The 19,964-nt window shown below is 61.6% G+C and carries 24 protein-coding genes; 9 read left to right on the top strand and 15 right to left on the bottom strand.

Annotation, left to right across the window (positions count from 1 at the left end):
- Positions 1-217 precede the first annotated feature (217 nt).
- The 3 genes from HS122_01525 to HS122_01515 all read left to right on the top strand — a co-directional run bounded on the left by HS122_01525 (position 218) and on the right by HS122_01515 (position 2,853).
- On the top strand, positions 218-1,036 hold the full coding sequence (locus tag HS122_01525) for a flagellin (protein MBE7537078.1): 819 nt from the start codon (positions 218-220) through the stop codon (positions 1,034-1,036).
- Positions 1,037-1,339: 303 nt separating this feature from the next.
- Positions 1,340-2,155 (top strand): flagellin, encoded by an 816-nt coding sequence (locus HS122_01520; GenBank protein MBE7537077.1) that lies wholly within the window; start codon positions 1,340-1,342, stop codon positions 2,153-2,155.
- A gap of 185 nt (positions 2,156-2,340) precedes the next feature.
- Complete coding sequence (locus HS122_01515; protein ID MBE7537076.1) at positions 2,341-2,853, top strand: azurin; 513 nt, start codon at positions 2,341-2,343, stop codon at positions 2,851-2,853.
- Positions 2,854-3,030: 177 nt separating this feature from the next.
- Here HS122_01515 and HS122_01510 read toward each other — a convergent pair whose 3' ends face one another.
- The 3 genes from HS122_01510 to HS122_01500 are packed head-to-tail and all read right to left on the bottom strand — an operon-like array spanning position 3,031 to position 5,424.
- Positions 3,031-3,477, bottom strand: a complete 447-nt coding sequence (locus HS122_01510; GenBank protein ID MBE7537075.1) for a DUF420 domain-containing protein — start codon at positions 3,475-3,477, stop codon at positions 3,031-3,033.
- 4 nt (positions 3,478-3,481) lie between these two features.
- Positions 3,482-4,384, bottom strand: coding sequence for a protoheme IX farnesyltransferase (gene cyoE, locus HS122_01505; protein MBE7537074.1), 903 nt, complete (start codon positions 4,382-4,384; stop codon positions 3,482-3,484).
- Between the two features lie 5 nt (positions 4,385-4,389).
- Positions 4,390-5,424: a COX15/CtaA family protein gene (locus HS122_01500; protein MBE7537073.1), complete on the bottom strand. Its 1,035-nt coding sequence runs from the start codon at positions 5,422-5,424 to the stop codon at positions 4,390-4,392.
- 149 nt (positions 5,425-5,573) lie between these two features.
- Here HS122_01500 and HS122_01495 point away from each other — a divergent pair, with 149 nt between their 5' ends.
- Together HS122_01495 and HS122_01490 are read left to right on the top strand one after the other, a co-directional pair.
- Positions 5,574-6,473: an SCO family protein gene (locus HS122_01495; protein ID MBE7537072.1), complete on the top strand. Its 900-nt coding sequence runs from the start codon at positions 5,574-5,576 to the stop codon at positions 6,471-6,473.
- Positions 6,470-7,387, top strand: a complete 918-nt coding sequence (locus tag HS122_01490; protein MBE7537071.1) for a hypothetical protein — start codon at positions 6,470-6,472, stop codon at positions 7,385-7,387. The genes HS122_01495 and HS122_01490 overlap by 4 nt, the downstream gene beginning before the upstream one ends.
- A 2-nt stretch (positions 7,388-7,389) precedes the next feature.
- On the opposite strand, the gene HS122_01485 is transcribed toward HS122_01490, so the two are convergent.
- The 8 genes from HS122_01485 to HS122_01450 form a co-directional block, all read right to left on the bottom strand.
- Positions 7,390-8,160 carry an AMP nucleosidase gene (locus HS122_01485; GenBank protein MBE7537070.1) on the bottom strand — a complete coding sequence of 257 codons (771 nt, stop codon included), beginning with the start codon at positions 8,158-8,160 and terminating at the stop codon, positions 7,390-7,392.
- 128 nt (positions 8,161-8,288) lie between these two features.
- A complete protein-coding gene (gene lipA / locus HS122_01480; protein ID MBE7537069.1) occupies positions 8,289-9,185 on the bottom strand; it encodes a lipoyl synthase in 897 nt (298 codons plus the stop codon).
- Between the two features lie 96 nt (positions 9,186-9,281).
- Positions 9,282-9,677: a type II toxin-antitoxin system VapC family toxin gene (locus HS122_01475; GenBank protein MBE7537068.1), complete on the bottom strand. Its 396-nt coding sequence runs from the start codon at positions 9,675-9,677 to the stop codon at positions 9,282-9,284.
- A gap of 34 nt (positions 9,678-9,711) precedes the next feature.
- Entirely contained in the window at positions 9,712-10,827 is a 1,116-nt protein-coding gene (locus HS122_01470) for an IS630 family transposase (GenBank protein ID MBE7537067.1), read from the bottom strand.
- A 55-nt stretch (positions 10,828-10,882) separates the two neighbouring features.
- The gene (locus tag HS122_01465; protein ID MBE7537066.1) at positions 10,883-11,125 is read right to left on the bottom strand and encodes a hypothetical protein; all 243 of its coding nucleotides are present in this window, start codon (positions 11,123-11,125) and stop codon (positions 10,883-10,885) included.
- Positions 11,126-11,282: 157 nt separating this feature from the next.
- Entirely contained in the window at positions 11,283-11,975 is a 693-nt protein-coding gene (gene lipB / locus HS122_01460) for a lipoyl(octanoyl) transferase LipB (GenBank protein MBE7537065.1), read from the bottom strand.
- A 23-nt stretch (positions 11,976-11,998) separates the two neighbouring features.
- On the bottom strand, positions 11,999-13,021 hold the full coding sequence (locus tag HS122_01455) for a cobalamin-independent methionine synthase II family protein (GenBank protein ID MBE7537064.1): 1,023 nt from the start codon (positions 13,019-13,021) through the stop codon (positions 11,999-12,001).
- 209 nt (positions 13,022-13,230) lie between these two features.
- Positions 13,231-13,608, bottom strand: a complete 378-nt coding sequence (locus HS122_01450; GenBank protein ID MBE7537063.1) for a hypothetical protein — start codon at positions 13,606-13,608, stop codon at positions 13,231-13,233.
- 320 nt (positions 13,609-13,928) lie between these two features.
- Between HS122_01450 and HS122_01445 the strand changes: the two genes are divergently transcribed.
- Positions 13,929-15,236, top strand: a complete 1,308-nt coding sequence (locus HS122_01445; GenBank protein ID MBE7537062.1) for a Gfo/Idh/MocA family oxidoreductase — start codon at positions 13,929-13,931, stop codon at positions 15,234-15,236.
- 46 nt (positions 15,237-15,282) lie between these two features.
- Here the strand turns inward: HS122_01445 and HS122_01440 are convergent, their stop codons facing one another.
- Together HS122_01440 and HS122_01435 are read right to left on the bottom strand one after the other, a co-directional pair.
- A complete protein-coding gene (locus HS122_01440) occupies positions 15,283-16,251 on the bottom strand; it encodes a J domain-containing protein (protein ID MBE7537061.1) in 969 nt (322 codons plus the stop codon).
- A 72-nt stretch (positions 16,252-16,323) separates the two neighbouring features.
- A complete protein-coding gene (locus HS122_01435) occupies positions 16,324-16,614 on the bottom strand; it encodes an N-acetyltransferase (protein ID MBE7537060.1) in 291 nt (96 codons plus the stop codon).
- Positions 16,615-16,736: 122 nt separating this feature from the next.
- On the opposite strand from HS122_01435, the gene HS122_01430 reads away from it, so the two are divergent.
- From HS122_01430 to HS122_01420, 3 genes are read left to right on the top strand one after another with little or no spacing between them, the layout of a single operon-like run.
- Complete coding sequence (locus HS122_01430; GenBank protein MBE7537059.1) at positions 16,737-16,982, top strand: hypothetical protein; 246 nt, start codon at positions 16,737-16,739, stop codon at positions 16,980-16,982.
- Positions 16,983-16,998: 16 nt separating this feature from the next.
- Positions 16,999-17,952, top strand: coding sequence for a GNAT family N-acetyltransferase (locus HS122_01425; GenBank protein MBE7537058.1), 954 nt, complete (start codon positions 16,999-17,001; stop codon positions 17,950-17,952).
- A 4-nt stretch (positions 17,953-17,956) separates the two neighbouring features.
- Positions 17,957-18,562, top strand: coding sequence for a molybdenum cofactor guanylyltransferase (locus HS122_01420; protein ID MBE7537057.1), 606 nt, complete (start codon positions 17,957-17,959; stop codon positions 18,560-18,562).
- Between the two features lie 132 nt (positions 18,563-18,694).
- Here the strand turns inward: HS122_01420 and HS122_01415 are convergent, their stop codons facing one another.
- Together HS122_01415 and HS122_01410 are read right to left on the bottom strand one after the other, a co-directional pair.
- Positions 18,695-19,336 (bottom strand): sulfite oxidase-like oxidoreductase, encoded by a 642-nt coding sequence (locus HS122_01415; GenBank protein MBE7537056.1) that lies wholly within the window; start codon positions 19,334-19,336, stop codon positions 18,695-18,697.
- 93 nt (positions 19,337-19,429) lie between these two features.
- Positions 19,430-19,957 (bottom strand): hypothetical protein, encoded by a 528-nt coding sequence (locus HS122_01410; GenBank protein MBE7537055.1) that lies wholly within the window; start codon positions 19,955-19,957, stop codon positions 19,430-19,432.
- Positions 19,958-19,964 lie beyond the last annotated feature (7 nt).

The following is a 19,964-nucleotide window of genomic DNA, read 5'->3' as shown; positions in this document are numbered from 1 at the left end:
TTCAGACCGAGAGCGGTTGCAGCGGAATCATTCGTCACGGCGGGAAGGATTCTTGAGGTGATGAGGTGTATTGGAAAAATTGACTGATCCTGTTAAAGTCACTGAGCGGTCGATCCGTTAGTACCCGCAACTACGCGATGAGCGCAGCCGGAGCGAACCGACTCCCCCTTCGGTTACGTCACCCTACGGATGGGTATTCAGAATCAAGGAAGATACCATGTCAGTCGTCATCAATACGAACGCGGCCGCAACCATTGCGGCGAACAACCTCGCGTCCTCAAACTCGAGCCTGCAGAAGAGCCTGAACCGGCTTTCCAGTGGCTCCAAGATCGTCAGCCCGGCCGATGATGCCGGTGGTCTGGCTGTCGCAATGAAACTCAGCGCCGCCGCCCGTCGATCGGGTGCCGCTGCGATCAACATAAACAACACGATCTCGTTCCTGCAGATGCAGGACGGTGTTCTCAAGGTGGCCGGCAAGGTCCTCGATCGCCTGGGCGAACTGAAAACGCTCTACGCCGATCCGACCAAGAACGCCACGGACCTGGCCAACTACGACTCGGAGTTCAATGCACTCCAGGCGCAGTTGTCGGCGTTGTCCTCCGAGACCTTCAACGCCCGCTCCCTCTTCGGCACCTCGACCCTGACGGTCATGGTCACGGAGGATGGCAACACCACGTCGTCAGTGACTCTTGCCGCGCGGGACCTTTCCAGCACGGCGACCGGCATCGGGGCGCTCGTCGCCTCGAGCGTGGCCAATCTCGGCCAGCTCAATCTTTCCGATGTTACCGCGGCCCTGCAGAACGTCGCGACATTCCGTGCGCAAAATGGCGCGGAACAGAGTCGCCTGACCTTTGCGACGGAACTGCTCGTTGTGAACAAGGCCAATCTCGAGGCCGCCCACAGCCGCATCATGGATGTGGATGTCGCCCAGGAATCCACACAACTCGCGCGCTGGAGCACGCTGGTGCAGGCGGGCACTGCGATGCTGGCGCAGGCCAACCAGAGCACGCAATCCGCCCTCCGACTCCTGCAATAGCGCGCATTCACACGCGGGGAGAATGACGCATGCCGGTCGTTCCGGAATGCGTCGGAACTGAACCGCGGTTCTTTCGAAGACGCCGGCTGCCGCCGGCACCGCGTCCTTCTTTCGTTCTTTGACAGGGTGTTGACAGCGCTCGTGCGGGGTTGCACGAGCAGGCTTTCGATTGGTGACCACTTCAGCCGGTTTGCCCTCGCAGGGTGACATTTTGGGGCAACTGCCCCGATCGGCGCGGTCTGCGCCGTTTTTTCAGGCCCGTGGCGACGACGGACGTCGCACTCATCAAGGAAAGATACTACCATGTCAGTTGTTATCAATACCAACTACTCCGCGACGATTGCCTCCAACAATCTCGCGGCCTCGAACAGCATGCTGCAGAAGAGCCTCAACCGGCTCTCGAGCGGCTCGAAAATCGTCTCCCCGGCCGATGACGCCGGCGGTCTCGCCGTCTCAATGAAGCTGGCGGCGACCGCCAAGCGCGCGGGCGCGGTGGCCACCAACATCGGCAACTCAGTGTCGCTGCTCCAGACCCAGGACGGCGCACTCAAGGTTGCCGGCAAGGTGCTCGACCGCATCAGCGAACTCAAGACGCTCTACGCCGATCCGACCAAGAACTCGAGCGATTTGGCCAACTATGACTCGGAGTTCACCGCTCTGCAGGCGCAGCTCACGGCCATCTCAAGCGAGAAGTTCAATGGACGGGCGATGTTTGGCACCAGCGCGTCGTTCTCGGTTCAGGTGACCGAGGATGGTGGCACGACGGTGACCCTGGCAGGGCGCGATCTCACCAGCACGTCCACCGGTGTGGGCGCCTTGACGGCCTCGTCGGTGACGAATCTGGGCGCGGTCACGCTGACCGACATCACGTCGGCTCTGCAGAACGTGGCGACCTTCCGTGCCGCCAACGGTGCGGAACAAAGCCGCCTTGGATTCGCCTCCGAACTGATCACGGTCAACAAGACGAACATTGAGGCAGCCAACAGCCGCATCATCGATGTCGACGTTGCACAGGAGTCCACGCAGCTCGCGCGATGGAACACACTTGTGCAGGCCGGCACCGCGATGCTCGCGCAGGCGAACGGTTCGGCCCAGACAGCCCTCCGTCTCCTGAGCTAATCGAGAAAGTAGTTCGTACCGTCAAACGACGGCATCAACCCGCCAACCCCCGTCTGCCTCGTGCAGACGGGGGTTGTGCATTTTGGGCTTGTGACCTGGAGGCGAAGGCAGTCGCCAACGAATGGAATTTTTGGAGAAATCTATAGGTTGCACTTGGATCCGGTTTGGGTAGGATGTCTGGGCACATGAAATCAACATTCCTCCTCGGTACACTGTTTTCCCTGGTCCTGGTTGTGGGCTGTTCCAAGAATGAGAGCGCTGCTCCCGCTGCGTCGTCATCGGCGCCGGCTGCATCGGCCTCCGCTCCCGCCGCGGGCCCGCGCGTGATCAACATCGACGCTTCTGACACAATGAAGTTCTCCGTCACCCGGATTGAAGCCACTCCGGGGGAAAGCCTCAAGGTTGCCTTGCACAACAAGGGCACTCTTCCCAAGGAAGCCATGGGGCACAACTGGGTGCTGCTCAAGGCGGGCACGGATCCCATCGCATTCTGCACGGTCGCAGTCACAGCAAAGGCGACTGATTACGTTCCGGCGTCCGAAGCCGGCAAGGTGATCGTTCACACGAAGCTGCTCGGCCCGAAGGAAGTCGACGAGGTCAGCTTCAATGCCCCAACCGAGCCGGGTGAATATCCCTTTGTCTGTTCATTTCCGGCTCATGCCATGTCGGGCATGAAGGGTGTTCTCGTGGTCAAGTAAGGCGACGTAGACCAATTCCCATCCAATACCCGGGCTCCGCGTTTCAAGCGGAGCCCTTTTTGTTGGCCCTGACATGGCTCACGGTTCGTGCGTGGGAGTGCGCGCCGCTGAGGCGCGGGCTGGGCGGATGCGCCCGATGCTACTGGCGCTTCGCGTTCGATCCGGGCAGCGGACTGGTTATGCGGGCGGAGGCGCGGCAGGCCACCAGCGATACAGGAAGCAGTAGACCAGCACGCCTGTTACGCTTACGTAGAGCCAGATCGGGAAGGTCCAGCGCGCCCATCGGCGGTGGCGGTCGATCTGGCCGGTCAACGCGAGGAGGAAGGTCCTCGGGACAAGATAGGCAATCGCCATGGCAAGCAGGACATGCGTCAGCAGCATGACGTAATACACGCCCCGTATCCATCCTTCACCTCCAAACGGTGTGTGCACGCCGCGCACGAGGATCTTGTGCGCGACATAGCTGATGAGGAAGACCGCTGAAACAAATCCGGCTGACAGCATGCAGGCCCGGTGGGCGGCGACCCGCTTCCTGCGGATGAAGATGTACCCTGTCGTCATCAAGACGGCCGCGGTTGCATTGAGCGCCGCGTTGAGTGCGGGAATGTCCTGTACCGTGAGCACGCGACTAAAAGAAGATCAGCCGGTCTGCGACCAGCGCGCCGAGTTGCAGCGGGAGCCAGATGATCGATGCAAGGAACAGGCTTCGCGCGGAAAATTCGCGGTCCACGGGCGACAGGAAACGAAGCGCCCTGACAATGAACCAGGCACCGAGGACCAGAGTGCCGGCGAGATACCAGACTGAAGCCAGCCCGAGCATCCATGGCATTGCCGAGCAGATGACAACCGCGAGGGTGTTGACAAGCGACCAGATCGCGGTGGCCCGCCCGCCGGCGTCGCGCACGGGAAGCATCGGAAAATTTACAGTCGCGTAATCCCTGCGGTGGATCCACGCGATGGCCATGAAATGGGGGATTTGCCAGAAAAGCAGTATGCAAAAAAGCAGCCATCCGAGGGCCGGAGAGGCCGGTTCAGCGGCCGCCCAGCCGATCAACGGGGGAAATGCGCCCGCCACGGCGCCGATTTCGGTGCTCCAGCGCGAGATGCGTTTCGCGGGCGTGTAGAGTGCGAGGTAGCTGACGATGGTCAGCAGTGCGAACAGTGCGCTGGTGCCATTCACCAGCTTGAAAAGCACGGCCAGCCCTGTTGCGCACAGACCCCACCCGAGAACAAAAGCCGATCCTGTCGCCACCCTTCCTGACGGCAACGGTCGGTTGGCGGTGCGGGTCATGCGCGCATCGGTGTCGGCCTCCATCCACTGGTTGAGCGCGGCGACACCGGCCGCGCACAGAGACGTCCCGAGCATGGCAAAGGCAAAGAGCAACGTGTCCCACCCGCCGCGCGCCGCGGCGTAACCGACTGCTGCGGTCAGAATTGAAAGAAGGCTGAGCCGCGGCTTGGTCAGTTCAAAATAGTCGGCAAGCGCCGCCTTGGCGGCGGGCCCGTGTGTTGCGGCTGCAGTGGCGCTCAGATCATTCATGCGACTGAAGTGGGTTGCGTGCGGAGTCCGCGCGCAGGTGCGGTGGCGGCCCGGCTTGCTTCCCTGCCGGGGCGAAACGACCACCACGTCAGTCCGAAGCTCAGCGCGAGGGTTTGCGCGCCGACCACGACATGACTGGTGGTGAAGTAGGGATTCCGATAGGTGAGGACTGCGGCGGCACCCAGGGTTATCTGGACCGCCAGAAAGACCAGAAGCATCCAGGCGAGGGCCTTGACCCGGAGCGATGTCGCCGGATCGCGCGAGATGCGGACAACCAGCAGGACGAGCGCCAGGGTGATGACCACCGCGATCATGCGGTGGGCGAAATGAATCGCCACGCGGAAATTCCATGCCGCCGGAAGCAGATCTCCCTGCGGCGTGCTCCATGGAAATGTGGTTATTGCAGTGCCGGCGAAGCTGTGCCGCATCACCGCTGCAACAGCAAGTTGAACGACAAGCAGACTGGTGCAGATGACTGCCGTGCCCTGCCAGGAGGGGCGTCCGCGCATGCGGCCGCTGGTTGATTCCAGCCATGGCCGGCTGAGGGAGAGTGAGATGGCAATGAGCGAACAGATGTAGAGTTGCGCCAGCGTCGCGTGTACCATTGCAAAGAGGCGTCCGACGCTGGTGTCCACGGTTTCGACGTGCAGGTGATCCATGAGCACCCGAAGGCCACCGACAGTGGCCTGGGCGAGGACCAGTCCGACCGCGAGCCAGGCGAGTTTTCGCATGCGCGGGCGCGAGTCCTTGAACCAGACGGCGACCGCGATGCCGATGGTCACAGCACTGATCAGGCCCGCGCTGAGGCGGTGCGAGTGTTCGGAGAACATCGCAAGATCGTGAAGCCAGCCGTCAGGGTTCAATGATCCGTTGGAAAGCGGCCAGTCCGGGAACACCATGCCCGCACCAATGCTGGTGGTGAATGCGCCAAGCGTGACCAGGACAAAAACCCAGGCCGTGCCCGCAGCGGCGCACCAGGCCAGACCGGGCTGATAGGTGCGGGTGCGGTTGAGCGGGCGAAGCAGTGACATGCTGGACGACAAATGTTGAAGCCGGCCATCGTAAGCATGCCTATCGCTTTGACAATTTATTCCTCTGCGCGGATCGGTAGTTCCCTATGGAGTCGAAGCACCTTTTGTCGCGCCGTTCCACCGTCCGAAATCTGCTGCAGGTTGCAGGCATGACTTTCATTGCGGTTGCGATAGCAATCGCCTGGGGATGCAGCCAACCAAGAGAGCACACTGCTCCGAACGGTGATGGGGCGGGCAAGACCAGAGCCCGTTATCCCCTGAAGGGCGAGATCATTGGCATAGAACTCGATCGAGGGAGACTCATCGTGAAACACGAGGAGATTCCGGGTTACATGCCGGCGATGACGATGGAATTCATTGTGTCGCCCGGAGATCTTGCGAATGCGAAGGAGGGTCAGCACATCACCGCGGAGATGGTTTCCAATGAGGGCGGCGATCTTCTCCTGGAAAAAATCTGGCCGGCGGAGGCAGTCGCCACCTCGAAGGTTGCGGCAGGCACCGCGTCGCTTCTCCAAGACACGACGATTCGTGGGCGAAGCGCCTATCGCGAAGTCGGGGAGAGCACCCCATCGTTCACACTCTATGACCAGACCGGAACCGTCGTGCAATCCGATCGTTTTCGAGGCCGGCAGGTATTGGTCAACTTCATCTTCACGCGCTGTCCGGTGGCCACGATGTGCCCGGCCGCCGTCACGAGATTCCAGCAGGTGCAGGCCAGGGCGAAGAAGGAGGGAATCACCAACCTTGAACTGATTTCGATCTCGCTCGATCCCACCTTCGATACGCCGGGTGTGCTGAAGCAGTATGCGTCCGCGCGTGGAATCGATACTTCGAACTATTCGTTCCTCACCGGACCGGAGGAGGCGATCCGCGCATTGCTCACGCAGTTTGGAGTGATCGCCGAATTCAAGGGGGATTTGATCAATCACACGCTCGCGACGATACTGATCAACGAGAAGGGCACCATAGTCTGGAGGGCGGATGGAAGCTCCTGGAGCGTGGAGGAATTCGTGGGGAAAATGAACCACGGCGGGAAGGGCGCGTCATGACGCATGCGCTGACGGCAGCCCAGAAGCGCCAGGTGGCCGGGATCACGGCGCTGGCGCTGGCCGCCTATGTGACGTTCCGACTCCTCCCAACGGGGACAAATCTCAGCCACATGGATTTCGCCGTGAAAGGCGGAAACTCGATCGAATTCTGCGATCCTTCCAACCCCCAGTTCATACCGGTCGTTGCCGTGCGCTCGCCGGTGGTGATGACGGTGCTGACCGCCACTCCGCCCGAAGCGGCAGTGACCGTCAATGCGACCGTTCGTCTGGCCACCTCCACGGGCAAGTCGCTTGGTCCCGAGGATCTCGTTGTCGCCCACACGGAGAAGCTGCATCTGCTCATCGTGGATCCGTCCCTCACGGATTATCAGCACGTGCATCCCAAGCCCACAGGGACCCCGGGGGAATGGGCGTTTTCATTTAAGCCTCGTGCGGGTGGCAACTACCGGATCTTTTCTGACTTCACTCCGGTTGCCACGGGGCGTGGGCTGTATGCCCATGCCAACCTTCAGGTGGCGGGGCCCGTGTTGAGTCGAAATTCGGCATCCGAAACGCTCCCGACGGTTGTTGTGGACAAGGATGGCTGGCGCTTCGAACTGGCTTCGAAGGATGGGCCGGTGAGGGCGGGTGCGGCAGCGGAACTGAATCTGACGGTGTCGCGCGCAGGGGAGGCGACCATCACCCTGGATACGGTGATGGATGCGTTTGCCCATCTGGTTGCCTTCGACGTGGAGCGCGGTGGCTTCGCGCATCTCCATCCGAACGAGACCGACATCAGCAAACCGCTCACGGGGGTTCGTCCCAGGCTGAGTTTCAGGGTGACCATCCCAAAAGCCGGGCAATATGTGATCTGGTCGCAGCTTTCGGTTCAGGGAAAGGAGCGCTTTGTACCGTTCTGGATCGAGGTGATTTGATCTCAGAACTTGAGGTGCTTCACGGTCAGCCCCTGATTGATGAGCTGCTTGAGGGAATCAATTCCGATGCGCAGGTGGTCGCCGACATACTTTTCATCGACTGCGGCATCGCTCGCGGCGGTCTTCACTCCTTCGGGAAACATGGGCTGATCGCTAACCAGCAGCAGCGCGCCTGTGGGGATTTCGTTGAAGAAGCCCGTCATGAAAATTGTGGCTGTCTCCATGTCGATGGCCATGGCGCGAATGCGCTTGAGGTACGCCTTGAACCGGGTGTCGTGCTCCCAGACGCGGCGGTTCGTCGTGTAAACGGTGCCGGTCCAATAGTCGCGCTTGTGATCGCGAATCGTCGTGGAAATCGCCTTCTGCAGCGCAAAGGCTGGCAGGGCGGGAACCTCGGGAGGATAGTAGTCGTTGCTGGTGCCTTCACCTCGGATCGCGGCGATGGGCAGAATGAGATCTCCCACAACGGCACGGTGTTTGATCCCCCCGCATTTCCCGAGAAACAGAACAGCCTTTGGAGAAATCGCCGAAAGCAGATCGAGAATGGTCGCGGCAGTGGCGCTTCCCATGCCGAAATTTATGATCGTGATTCGTCCTGCGGTTGCGCTCGGCATCGGTTTTTCACGGCCTTGCACTGGCACCTTGTGCAACCTGGCGAACAACTCCACGTAGCGCTGGAAATTAGTCAGCAGGACATAATCACCAAAGTCCTTCAATGGCACCCCTGTGTAGCGAGGAAGCCAGTTTCGGACGATCATCTTTCGAGTCAGCATGGGGGGATTTGCAGGCCGGGATTTGATGGCACCCCAAGCTTGCTGCATTCAATTTCAATCACAAGCCAGTATCCGTCCCGAACCGGTCCGCGCTCAGGCCGCCACTGGAGCGGATCGGGTTCTCCCGTTCAGGCTTCCGCCAGGGAATTGGCTGTATTGAGATGTTCGATACCGGTGTACTTCTGCGACTGCTCGTCGGCGTGGTAGCTGGAGCGGACCATCGCGCCGCTCTCGACCACGCCGATGCCGATGGACAGCCCGAACTCCTTCCAGCGAATGAATTCGTCGGGATGAACCCAGCGGTCTATCTTCCAGTGCTGGGGCGTCGGCTGCAGGTACTGCCCGATGGTGAGAATGTCCGTCCCGTCCGCCGCGACGTCGCGAATCGTCCGTTCGATTTCGTCCAGCGTTTCACCCAGTCCGAGCATGATGCCGGTCTTTGTGGTGAAGCCCCTGCTTTTCGCGCGTCGAAGCACGGAGCGTGAGCGGTCATAACGGGCCTGGACGCGCACCGGCTTCTGCAGCCGCTCCACGGTCTCCAGGTTGTGGTTGTAGATGTCCGGCCTTGCGTCGAGCACGAGATCCACCAGTTCAAGGCGTCCCTTGAAATCGGGAACCAGCACCTCGATGGCGGTCTGCGGGTTTCGGTGGCGAACCGCGCGAATCGTGGCTGCCCAGATGCCCGCGCCTCCGTCGGTGAGTTCGTCCCGGGAAACGCTGGTGATCACGCAGTGCTTCAGTCCCATTTTGGCAACGGCGTCGGCTACCCGCGCGGGTTCGCCGAAATCAACCTCGCTGGGACGTCCGGTCTGAATGGCGCAGAAGTTGCAGGAACGGGTGCAGATGTTGCCGAGGATCATAACCGTCGCCGTGCCGCGCGACCAGCATTCACCCAGGTTCGGACATTGCGCGCTCTGGCAGACGGTGTGCAGCTTGTTTTCGTCGACGAGCTTCCGCACGGCGCTGTAGCCCGGGCCACTGGGAAGTTTGGCGCGCAGCCAGGCGGGTTTGCGGGAGGTGTCCATGATCAGCAAAGGTATCACTTGAACCACAGTTGGACAGGGTTGAACACAGTTTTTTCCAGGGAGCGCGCATCGCTGCGGATGCGAGGCTTCTTCATTTCAGGCATTGCGATAGCTGCGATGCTTGAGACTGGGGATCCGGTCGAAATCGGAGTCATCTGTCACGAGGATCAGGTCAAAACGAAGCGCCACGGCGGCCTGCCAGGTGTCATTCTCGCCAAGGCGCAGTCCCTTGGATGACAGATTGCGGTCTATTCCAGATGCCAGCAGGGCGATGTCTCGTCCAAGGGCAATCAGCCGAAAGCGGCGCAGAAAGCGGCGCGCCTCCCGTTCGTTGTGTATGCCCGCCGCATATTCATTGGCTGTCACCGCGCTGATCGCCATTGGGTGCGAGCGATGCTCCTCCATGAATCGCTGCGCCGGGCCGCCTTTCGAAGGATCGCCGCGCAACTCGTCGTGCAGGTCTATCAGAAAATTGGTATCCAGGAGAAACATCTAGTGTTCTGTCGCGGAAATGACTATACATATATCATGCGGCCTTCTTGCGCGGCTTTCGCCGGGTGCAACCGGGCTGGATGGCCTCGAGCCGGCGACGACAGCGTTCGATCCTGGCAAGGATGTCCTCCGCCTTGGCGGTCCAAACAAATGGCGTGGGCTCCTGGTTCCATTGCTCGATGAAGCGGGTGATCGAGTTGATCAGATCGGGAACACTGGAGAAGCTGCCGCGACGCACCGCCTTGCCGGTGAGTTCGGCAAACCAGCGCTCCACCAGATTGAGCCAGCTCGAACTGGTGGGAATGAAGTGCAGTTTGAAGCGTGGACGCCGGGCGAGCCAGCGCTGCACCCGCTCGTGTTTGTGGGTGCCGTAATTGTCGACGATAAGATGGAGCTCGTCCGCCTCGGCATATTCCGCGTCGATTTGTCGCAGGAACTTCAGGAACTCGATGTGCCGGTGGCGCGGGAAGCAGTGGCCGCTGATCTTGCCGGCGGCCACGTTCAATGCGGCAAACAGCGTGGTCGTGCCATGGCGCACGTAGTCGTGCGTCCAGGTGCCGCAGCGACCGCGCTTCAGCGGCAGGCCTGGTTGCGTGCGATCCAGCGCCTGAATCTGGCTTTTCTCGTCCACGCAGAGCACCACCGCGTTTTGCGGTGGGTTGAGGTAAACGCCCACCACATCGAGCAGTTTGGGCACAAACTGTGGATCGCGGGAGAGTTTGAACGTCTCCTGTCGGTGCGGCTGCAACCCATGCTCCTGCCAGATACGCGCGACTGTGCTCGCATGCACGCCCTGCGCCTTCGCCAGGGTTCGCGCGCTCCAGTGCGTCCGCCCCGGCGGCTTCGTGTGCAGCGTCGCTTCGACGATCCTTTTCGCCAGCCCTCGGCGCGGCTTGCGCCCGCGGCCATTCGCCACGTCCCACAATCCTTGCGGACCTGCGGACACAAAGCGCTGGCGCCACAGCCGGCAGGTGTGCCGGTTCACCTCCAGCTCCTCCGCAATCGTGGCATCGTCCAGCCCTTCGGCCTTGCGCAAAATGATCCGGCAGCGCTTCACCACCTGCTGGGGCGTACCGTGCGCGCCCACCCAGCGCTCCAAAACGCCACGTTGGTCTGCCGTGACCGTCAGAATCGTCGGTTTCCTGCTCATGCTTGCAGGTTGAACGATAACGACTTTTAAGTCTAGTCATTTCAGCAACAGAACACTAGCGCGGGGAACTGCGGCGGGCATGCAAGCGCCTCGAATTCTCCAGTTCCCCGGCCGTGATGGTGGTGTTGCCTCCGCCGAACTCGGCTTTGAGCAGGTCCAGTGCCTCTCCCATGGTTTCGGCCGGTTCATCCCAGGATGCACGACGGACGACCTCAGTGAACGACTCCCGTGGAGTGCGTTTCGCCTTCTTCAATTTGCGGTATGCGTCCTCAGAGAGTGAAATCGTCTTGAATGGCATGCACAGAATCATGCACAGAGGGAACTGTCGCGCAAGAGAGCATTGCGCGATCCTCCGCGTTCCACCGCATGGCCGGGTCGCTTCGAGTTCAAAGTCTGCCCGCCTGCGGGACGAAAAACATCAATTGGGAGCAGGGCACGGGGCTCTCCGTTGCAACTCATCCCTCCCAGCGCCGGACGAAGGCTGCAGTGAAGGCTGCTCTCGCTTGGTCGAGCGTCGCGTCGGCGACGCCTTCCCGGACCAGTGAGGTGACGGAACCGTCCGACGCGCTGATGCCGCAGGGGATGATGCCGGCGAAATGACCAAGATCGGGAGAAACGTTGAGCGCCACACCGTGATACGCGACCCAGCGTCGCGCGGCCACGCCGATCGCGGCGATCTTGCGCTGTTCGATCCAAATGCCGGTCCTGCCGGAGCGGCGCGCCGCGTTCAGGCCAAAGGACGCCACGGTGTCGACGAGCACGTCCTCGAGAAAACGGAGGTAGGCGTGCAGATCCTTTCTGCGCTCCAGGGAGACGATGGGGTAGGCGACCAACTGACCGGGACCGTGATAGGTGATGTCGCCTCCGCGGTTGGTCTGCCTCACCGAGACTCCGGCCGCCGTCAGTTCCGTTTCGTTCCAGAGGAGGTGCGTATCGGCGCCAGAGCGCAGACCCACAGTGAAGACAGGATCATGCTCCGTAAAAACGAGCGTGTCGCCGCGCCTGCCGGCAAGCCGATCCTCCAGCAATGTCAGCTGGCGCGCGAGCGCGTCATCATAGTGGGTCCGACCCCAATCCTCCACGATGACCTTGCCGGAAGTGCTATACACGTCCGGAAAAGGTGCGCGGATCTGACGCGTTGGCAACAGGGGAGCGTCGCGATTGGGCGTGGTTAGCGTCCCAGGTAGAGGTCGCGACCCCTGACCAGCGCCTCCATTTTCCTGTCGGCGATCGAACGCTTGAGCATCCAGAAACCGCAGTCCGGATGCACCCAGCGCACACGACCGGAGCCAACTTTCTTTTCAACGGCCGCAATGCGTGCGGCGATTTCGTCCGGCGTTTCAATGTGATTCACCTTGATGTCGACGACGCCAACACCGATCGCGATTTTTTTGTCGATGTGCTTGAGAGCATCGAGATCGCCCGAGGGGCGGTGCGCCAGTTCGAGCACCAGGTGGTCGGTGTGCAGCGCATTGAGAAAGGCGACCAGCTTTCTCCAGTTCCCCTTCTGGATGGTCTGTCCGCCGTAGTTGCCGAAACAGAAATGGACCGCGCGCTCGGTCCCCTTGTCGATCGCATCGAGCACGAGATTCATCGATTTCGCGGCGAGCGGAGCATCCGAAGGATTGCCGGGGATGTTGGCTTCGTCGACCTGGATGCAGGCGGCGGGCAGCCGTGGCATCTGCGCGGCCAGCACCTCGCCCAGGGCCATGGTCAGAGCCTCGAAGCTGCCGTAGTGGTGGTCGAGCAGCGTGCGTGCGAGCATGTAGGGGCTCGTCACTGTGAACTTGAACGCCCCTCCGGAGACGGATGCGGCGCGCTGGCAGTCGGCGAGCAGATTGAGCGAACCCTCTCCCAGAGGGCCCACAGCCACACCCGCGGGCTTGCGACGAAAACCCATCGGGTGGTGGCGTGAGAATTCATCCGTCACTGAGCGACCGACCACCGACGAAACGCCGGCCATCGGACGGATGAAGTATTCGATCATGCCATTCGTGTCCGGGTGGTTGACGTCGAAGCGGTAGAGTTCCCCGTCCGTCGGGAGGTCGATGCCGGCTTGTCTCTGGATGTCGAAGACGACGCGTGTCGCATCGATGACCGCCTGCTCGCTGGGGAGCGCGGCGAGCCAGTCCGGGATCGGGTATGAACCGACGGTTGTGGTGAGGATTCGAGGTTTCGAAGGGATGGTAGCCATGGAGAATCGAAGCAGCAGTTGCACATGAGCGAACGCCTACTTTCGATGGCCCCTTCGCCGAGCGCGAGTCGTAAGTTTTGGCAACGACCGCTGCGTGCCGCCCTGCATCGCCGTGAAAATGCAGCTTCGCGACGCCAGAAGCGGTTCGCGCAAGCAAGAGACCCCGCCGTCCAGAGGAGCGGCGGGGTCACGGCTCTATCAGAAGCCCCTCACAGAAATCTGCAGTGGAAGGAAATCACGCCGTTGCCATTGCGTGAAGACGCGACGATCACATTGCCATAGGTGTCGCCGCTGATGCAGCGGTCGATGGCATTCACCGACTGGTCAAACAGCCACTCACGAAGGTCGTTTATCTGCACGCCGAGCCTCTTGAGGACCCCAAAAAGCTGGCTGACCACTTCCTGCACCGCTGGTGCGGTGCGGTCGATTGAAAGCCATTGCGAGAGCGAGATGTCGAGAAACAGTCGCTCCGAGGATTCAGGAAGGGTGAAATGCAGCAGGCCGTTGCAGGCTGTGTAGGTGGCCGGCGACATCTCCACATCGGGTGGCAGCGTCCTGATGATTTCTTCGCGGGAACGGATCTTCATGGCGGTGAAGATACGCGAAACTACGTGGAGGTTCCATCCGGGTTTTTCCCCATCGCAAGTCGGGGAAATACGCAGGTGGCGGGAATGAATTGTTGAATCTGTGTGAATATCCTGCGGGCATCCGTGGCCGCGGTCGACAAGATGCCCAAGACCAAACCCTTCTGGCACCGTCGGATTGTCGATCCCTGGCAGCGGTTTGGGAATATCGGCATGATCCGCGATGTTTCCGCGCTTTTGGGGTGTACGATGTGAGCATTTTTCACTTTGAATTTACGGATGAGCGAACCAGTTTGTTAAGATTCACGTTCGCAATTCCACCCATGAAAAACCCAATCCCGTTTTCAGCATCTTCGACCCAGGTTCCCCGCCGAAATTTCATCAAGACTTCCGCCGCGCTTGCCGCGGGAACCGCGCTTTCCGGTGGTTTTGCGGGACTGACCGCAGCGGAGCGCACGCGTTCGATTGGCGCGAATGACCGCATTCGCATTGGCATCATCGGCTGCGGTGAGCGCGGTCGAAAGGCGCACATGGTGGGGATCCACAAATTCGTCAAGGAGACGAATTTTGAGATAGTCGCCGTCTGTGACCCCTGGCGGGTGGCCCGCGAGAATGCGAATGCGATGGTCAAGGAATGGTTTGGGCGCGAGGCGAAGGCCTTCACCACCTACCGGGATCTTCTCGCGATGAACGGACTGGATGCCGTGATGATCGCGTCCCCCGATTTTCACCACACCACCCACCTGGAGGCGGCTGCGAAGGCGGGAAAACACATTTACGTCGAGAAGCCGCTCGCGACCGAGATGGACAAACTGGTGCGCGCCTGTGACGCGGTGAAGCAAGCCGGCACCGTCGTGCAGGTTGGCACGCAGCTTCGAAGCCTTCCGTCGGTTGTGGGGGCCCGCGAAGTGGTCACCAGCGGCCTGCTCGGGAAACTTTCCCGCATCGAGGAGTGTCGCAATGGCGAGCAGCCCTACTGGTATCCCTACCTCTCGCGGGAACCGGAGGTGAGGAAGGAGGATCTGGACTGGAACGAATTTCTTGGCGATCGTGAGAAGCGTCCGTTCAATGCCCGTCAGTTTGCGGCGTGGTATGGCTATTACGAATTCTGCCAGGGGCCGATTCCGCAGTGGGGTGCGCATTTTCTGGATCTCGCGCACTATGTGACGGCCTGCAGCATCCCGGATTCCTGCATGTGCAACGGCGGCATTTTCAGTTGGAAGGACGAGAATCGCTTCACCGTTCCGGATTGCGTGCAGGGGAGCTGGATTTATCCCGAGGGATTTCTGCTCACCAGTTCGAACAATTTCGGCAATGGCTACGGCAACACCCGGAAGTTTTTTGGCGACAAGGGTGTGCTCAAGATGGACAACTGGAACGCGCCCACCTACAGCGCGGAAGGGGGCGGCCGTCGCGATGGCAGGATTCGCGGACAGAACGAGGTCAAGCCGATCGATCAGCCGGATCATTTTCTGAACTGGCTCCAGTGCATGCGCGACGGCAGGACGCCGCACGCTTCAATCGACGCGGGCTATCAGCACGCCGTCGCCGTGCTGATGGCGGTGCGATCCTACGAGACGGGCCGCAGGGTTGTTTATGATCGCAAGTCCAGGTCGCTGAAAATGGCCTGATCCGCGGGCGCCCCTTCCGGTCAAGCAACCGGCCGGATTGGGCTTGTCAGGTTCGTGCGCCCGAGAGGGTCCGCAGCTTTTCCCAAAGCGCACGTTCCTCGGGAGACACCTGTGCGGGCACTGTGATCGAGATCACGACATAGAGATCCCCGCGAACCGTGCTGCCCGTTGTGGGGAGCCCGTGTCCCTTCACTCGCAGGGAGTGTCCATCAGGCGTTCCCGGGGGGATCTTGATGGCGATGCGCCCGCTGAGGGTGGGAACCTTCTCCGTCGAACCGAGGACCGCATTCCATGAGGGAATGGAGAGGTCGTAATAGAGGTCGGAGCCATGCACCCGAAAATCAGGATCGGCGGCGAGGCGCACATGCAGCAGCAGATCGCCCGGATCACCACGGCCGGTCCCGGGACTGCCCTTTCCACGGGCCCTGATGATCTGTCCCTCGCGAACACCCGCGGGAATCTTGACCTTCAAGGTCTGCGTCTCGATCTCTCCCGTATGGGGGTCGCTGCGCTGCAGGCTGATGGCCCGCACCGCCCCGTTCAGCACCTCGCGCAGCGTGACCATGATGTCGCCCTCGATGTCACGCCCCCGCATGGATCCGCGCGCGCCCCCGCGAAAGGGATCGTCCTCATCCATCGTCGGCATGCGCCTGCCCCGGCTTCGCTGCCCAAAGAACTGCTCGAAGAAATCGCTGAAGCCGGTGCTGCCCCCGAAATTGAACTCGTAGGCCTGCTCCTCATCCGGCTGCCCGGCGGGCCGGCGGCTGCCGCGTCGGGGCGGTGGAAAACCTTCCTGCCAGTCAGCCCCCAGGGTGTCATACCGCCTGCGCTTTTCCGGATCGCCGAGCACCTCGTAGGCCTCGTTGATTTCCTTGAACTTCTCCTCGGCGCCACGCTTGTCCTTGGCGACATCCGGATGATACTTTCTGGCAAGCTGGCGGAAGGCCTTTTTCAGATCCTCTGCGGATGCGCTTCTGGGAACACCGAGAGTGGCGTAGTAGTCTTTGAATTCCACGATGAAAGAGGGATGGCGCTTGAGTTCGGGCGTCGAATGTGGCCGCGATCGTCGGGTTGTCAGGCTGTCGCATCAGCCGGCCGTTGCGCGGCTGTGCGATTCCTGCCGCCCGAGCGGATGACGCTTCAGGTGCCGCGCCACATAACTGCATGATGCCGTCACCTGCAGCGACTGCGACTGCGCCCAGGCGAGACCCGCCTTCACGAGTTCCTCCGCGTAGCCGCGACCACGCAGGGTCTCTGGCACGAAGGTGTGGACAAAATTGACGGCATTCGGTGGAACCAGCGCGTACTCAAGGACTGCATCACCTTCGGGAAGCGATAGCTGGAAAAGGTGTCGCCCGGGATCATGCGTGATGTTCATTGCCGTCAATCTAGTGACGTTGCGATCGCGCGCAACTCCCGCGACGCAGAACGAATTCGCGTCCTGGAGGGTTCGCTGCGCCGGGACTCGACTCGGGGCTTCCGCACTGATCTGGTGGTTCCATGAGCATTCGCCGCGTCCTGGGTGCATTGATTGTGGTGGCAGCCTGTTCACATGGCTTTGCCGCGCTTGATCCAAAGGGCCGCGGGGCGGGGGATATGGCCTTTGTGACGCCCCCGCTTCCCGCGATCGACGGTCTTGGCCTGCGGGGAGGCGGGGCGCATGCGCCATCGGAGTGGGCGGATCTTTCAAGCGCCCCCGAGCTCGTCAAGCGCACGGCAATTTTGGTTTACCGGCTTACCCGCTGAATCCGCGCGCGAAACCATGAGCAGCATAACAACCCGGCAAACGTTCACCATTGAGCCACTGCAGGCTGGGGAGCACGATGCGGTTGCCCGATTGCTGCATTCCTCCCTTTACAACTGGTACCAGCAACGGCTGGGGCAGGGGGAACGATTCGGCGAAACCCACACGCCCTTTTTGGTGATCCCCGAAGTCTATGACGAACTGGATCCCGGCGAGGCCTTGGTCGCGCGCGACCGATCCAGCGGCGCCGTCATCGGCGTGTGTTTCGTGCATCCCAGACCCACTCACATCTCCATCGGCATTGTGGCCACGGCGACGGAGGCGCAGGGGCGGGGCGTGGCGCGTGCGCTCATCGAACCCGTGATACTTCGGGCGAAGCGGGAAGGCAAACCCGTGCGCCTTGTCTCCAGCGCTCTGAATCTCGATTCCTTCTCCTTGTACACGCGGCTCGGTTTTGTCCCACATACGCTCTACCAGGATCTGACGGTGAATGTCCCTGCGGGAGGCCTGCGGGCGGATCCGCCGGAGGGGATCTCGCGTGTGCGCAGCGCGACACCCGCCGACTGCGCCGCCATGGCCGGTCTTGAACTGCAACTCCAGGGAATTTCCCGCGAGAAAGACTATCACTATTTCCTCACGGGGAAGTCGGGGTCATGGCGCACCTGGCTGCAGGAGACTCCGGCGGGTGAAGTGCAGGGGTTTCTTGTGGCGAGCCACGATGAGCGCAACCTCAAGATCGGCCCTGGTGCGGCGGTTGACGACGATGCTGCCCTGGCTTTGCTTTGGGTCGCGTTGGACAGCCTGCGTGGCAGGGCACCGCTCATCCTGGCGCCGTGCGCGGCGGAGAAGCTGGTTCGCACGGCCTACGCCTGGGGCTCGCGCAATGTGGAGCTGCACATGGCGCAGTGCCTCGGCTGCTGTCCGCCACGCCGTGGGGTTTCCTTCCCGACATTTCTTCCGGAAAGCGGCTGAGGTCGTGAATGCGCCGTCAAGCCACGGGCTGAGCTTCGATGGGGTGCTTCTCGCAGCGGGGAAGTCGAGCCGCATGGGGACGGACAAGGCCTGTCTCGCGCTGCGCGACGGCCGCCTGCTCTGGCAGCGCCAGCACTCGATGCTTGTGGAGGCTGGTGCGCGGAGGGTCTTTCTATCGGTCAGGAGGGACCAGGACTGGGCTGCTGGCGAAATCCATTGCGTGCACGACACTGTCCCTGGCGCGGGTCCGATCGCCGGGATTTTGGCCGCATTCGAGCGAAGCACGGCCTCGCACCTGTTTGTCCTGGCGGTCGACCTGCCGTGGCTGCCGGTCGACTGGCTGCGGGAGCTGGCTCGAGAATGCCGGGTGGATTCGGGCGCCTGCGGACGGCTCGCGGATGGATCGTTCGAGCCGCTGGCATCCGTCTACCCGCGTTCATGGATGGCCGGGTGGCGGGATGCCATGCTTGGGGGAGGGCGGTCGCTGCAGCGGCTGCTTGCAAGTGCCGGCGATCGTGGAAAACTCTTCACGCGCCCGGTTGCCCCCCGTGAGGAAGCCTGGTTTCACAACCTGAACCGCCCCCGGGATCTTGATGACCGCACCCTCTGAATCGTGGCTGGAGCATCCCCGAATGCGAAAAGTGAGGTTTGACCCCTTAATCAAGGGTCAAACCTCACTTTTCGCATTCGGCAGTCCCGTTCACCCGGTCGCACCCGCGAAGCGCACCGGCTCCGGGCGGGATCAGGCGTAGCGCTCCTCCTTCCACGGATCGCCGGTGCTGGAGTAGCCGCGGACCTCCCAGAAGCCGAGCTTGTCCCCGGCAAGGAAGGAGATTCCCTTCACAAACTTTGCCCCCTTCCAGGCATAGAGCCCTGGAATGATCACGCGGGCCGGACCGCCGTGCTCGAGCGTCAGTGGCTTCTCCTCAAAGGTCGTCGCGATGAGCACATCCTCGGCGAGGCACTGCTCAAGCGACACATTGGTGGAATACCCGTCGTACCCGGTGAAGTAGACGCACTGCGCCTCCGGGCCGGGGCGGGCCAGCTCGTACAATGTCGTGAACGCCACGCCGCTCCAGCGACAGTCGAACCTGCTCCAGGTGGTCACACAGTGGAAGTCACTGACATCCGAGACCTGCGGCAGGGCGTTGAAATCATCCCAGGTGAGACAGGTCGGATTTCCGAGCAATCCGTCGAGGGTCAGCCGCCATTCGTTCAACGGAATCCGTGGCTGCACGCCGAGGTCGAGCACAGGGAATCCCTGCGTCAGTTTCTGCCCTGGAGGGAGGCGTTCCCGAGCCGGATCGACGCGTGGGCGAAAACCAGCGGCGACCTGTTTTTCGGCCCACCGCTGTTTGGCGAGTATGTAGCGCTCCCTGGACATGGCGGATACTCTGGCATGGGAACATTTCCCGCTCAAGCTCCGGCGGGACGGTGCGGTGCCATTGCCAGTTGCGGCACCGGGCTACCTGTCCCATCAATCCGAATCTTCAAATGCGCGCGCAATCACCCTGCGCGACCGGCGGTAGTAGAGTGCCAGACTGCCTTGATAGACGAGGGAGACCAGCGCGACCGCGACGTAGCCGAAATAGTAGGATTGCCTGAGGATCGGCAGATATTGATCAGAGCTGATGCCCATTTCTGTGAACCGCTCCTTGAGTGCCGGCGTCACCGCCGACAGGATGGCCTCCGGTTGAAAATTGCCCAGTTGATACCCGACGTAGCCGAAGATCACGCCCAGCAGAAGCAATTGACTCCTGACAAGATCCCGGATGCCCGCGATGCTGCCGGAACGCAAGCGACCGGCACCATGAAGCTCGAGGGCCCCTGCTCCCGCGGCGCAGCAGCCGACGATCGCGCCGAGCGCGTCGCCGGCGTAGGCGGAGACAAGCGCGAAACCGCCTGCGATGAACAAGAGCATCCGACCGTCAATCTGCGAGACACGGAGCACCCGTTCGAGGACTTCGTGCGGGAGAGGAGGAGGAGCGTCGAACTTGCCAGCCATCGTTAGG

This window comes from Opitutaceae bacterium, assembly GCA_015075305.1.
Lineage (GTDB): Bacteria > Verrucomicrobiota > Verrucomicrobiia > Opitutales > Opitutaceae > UBA6669.
Note: the sequence above shows the minus strand (reverse complement) of the source record. Positions and strands in the feature narration are given on the sequence as shown.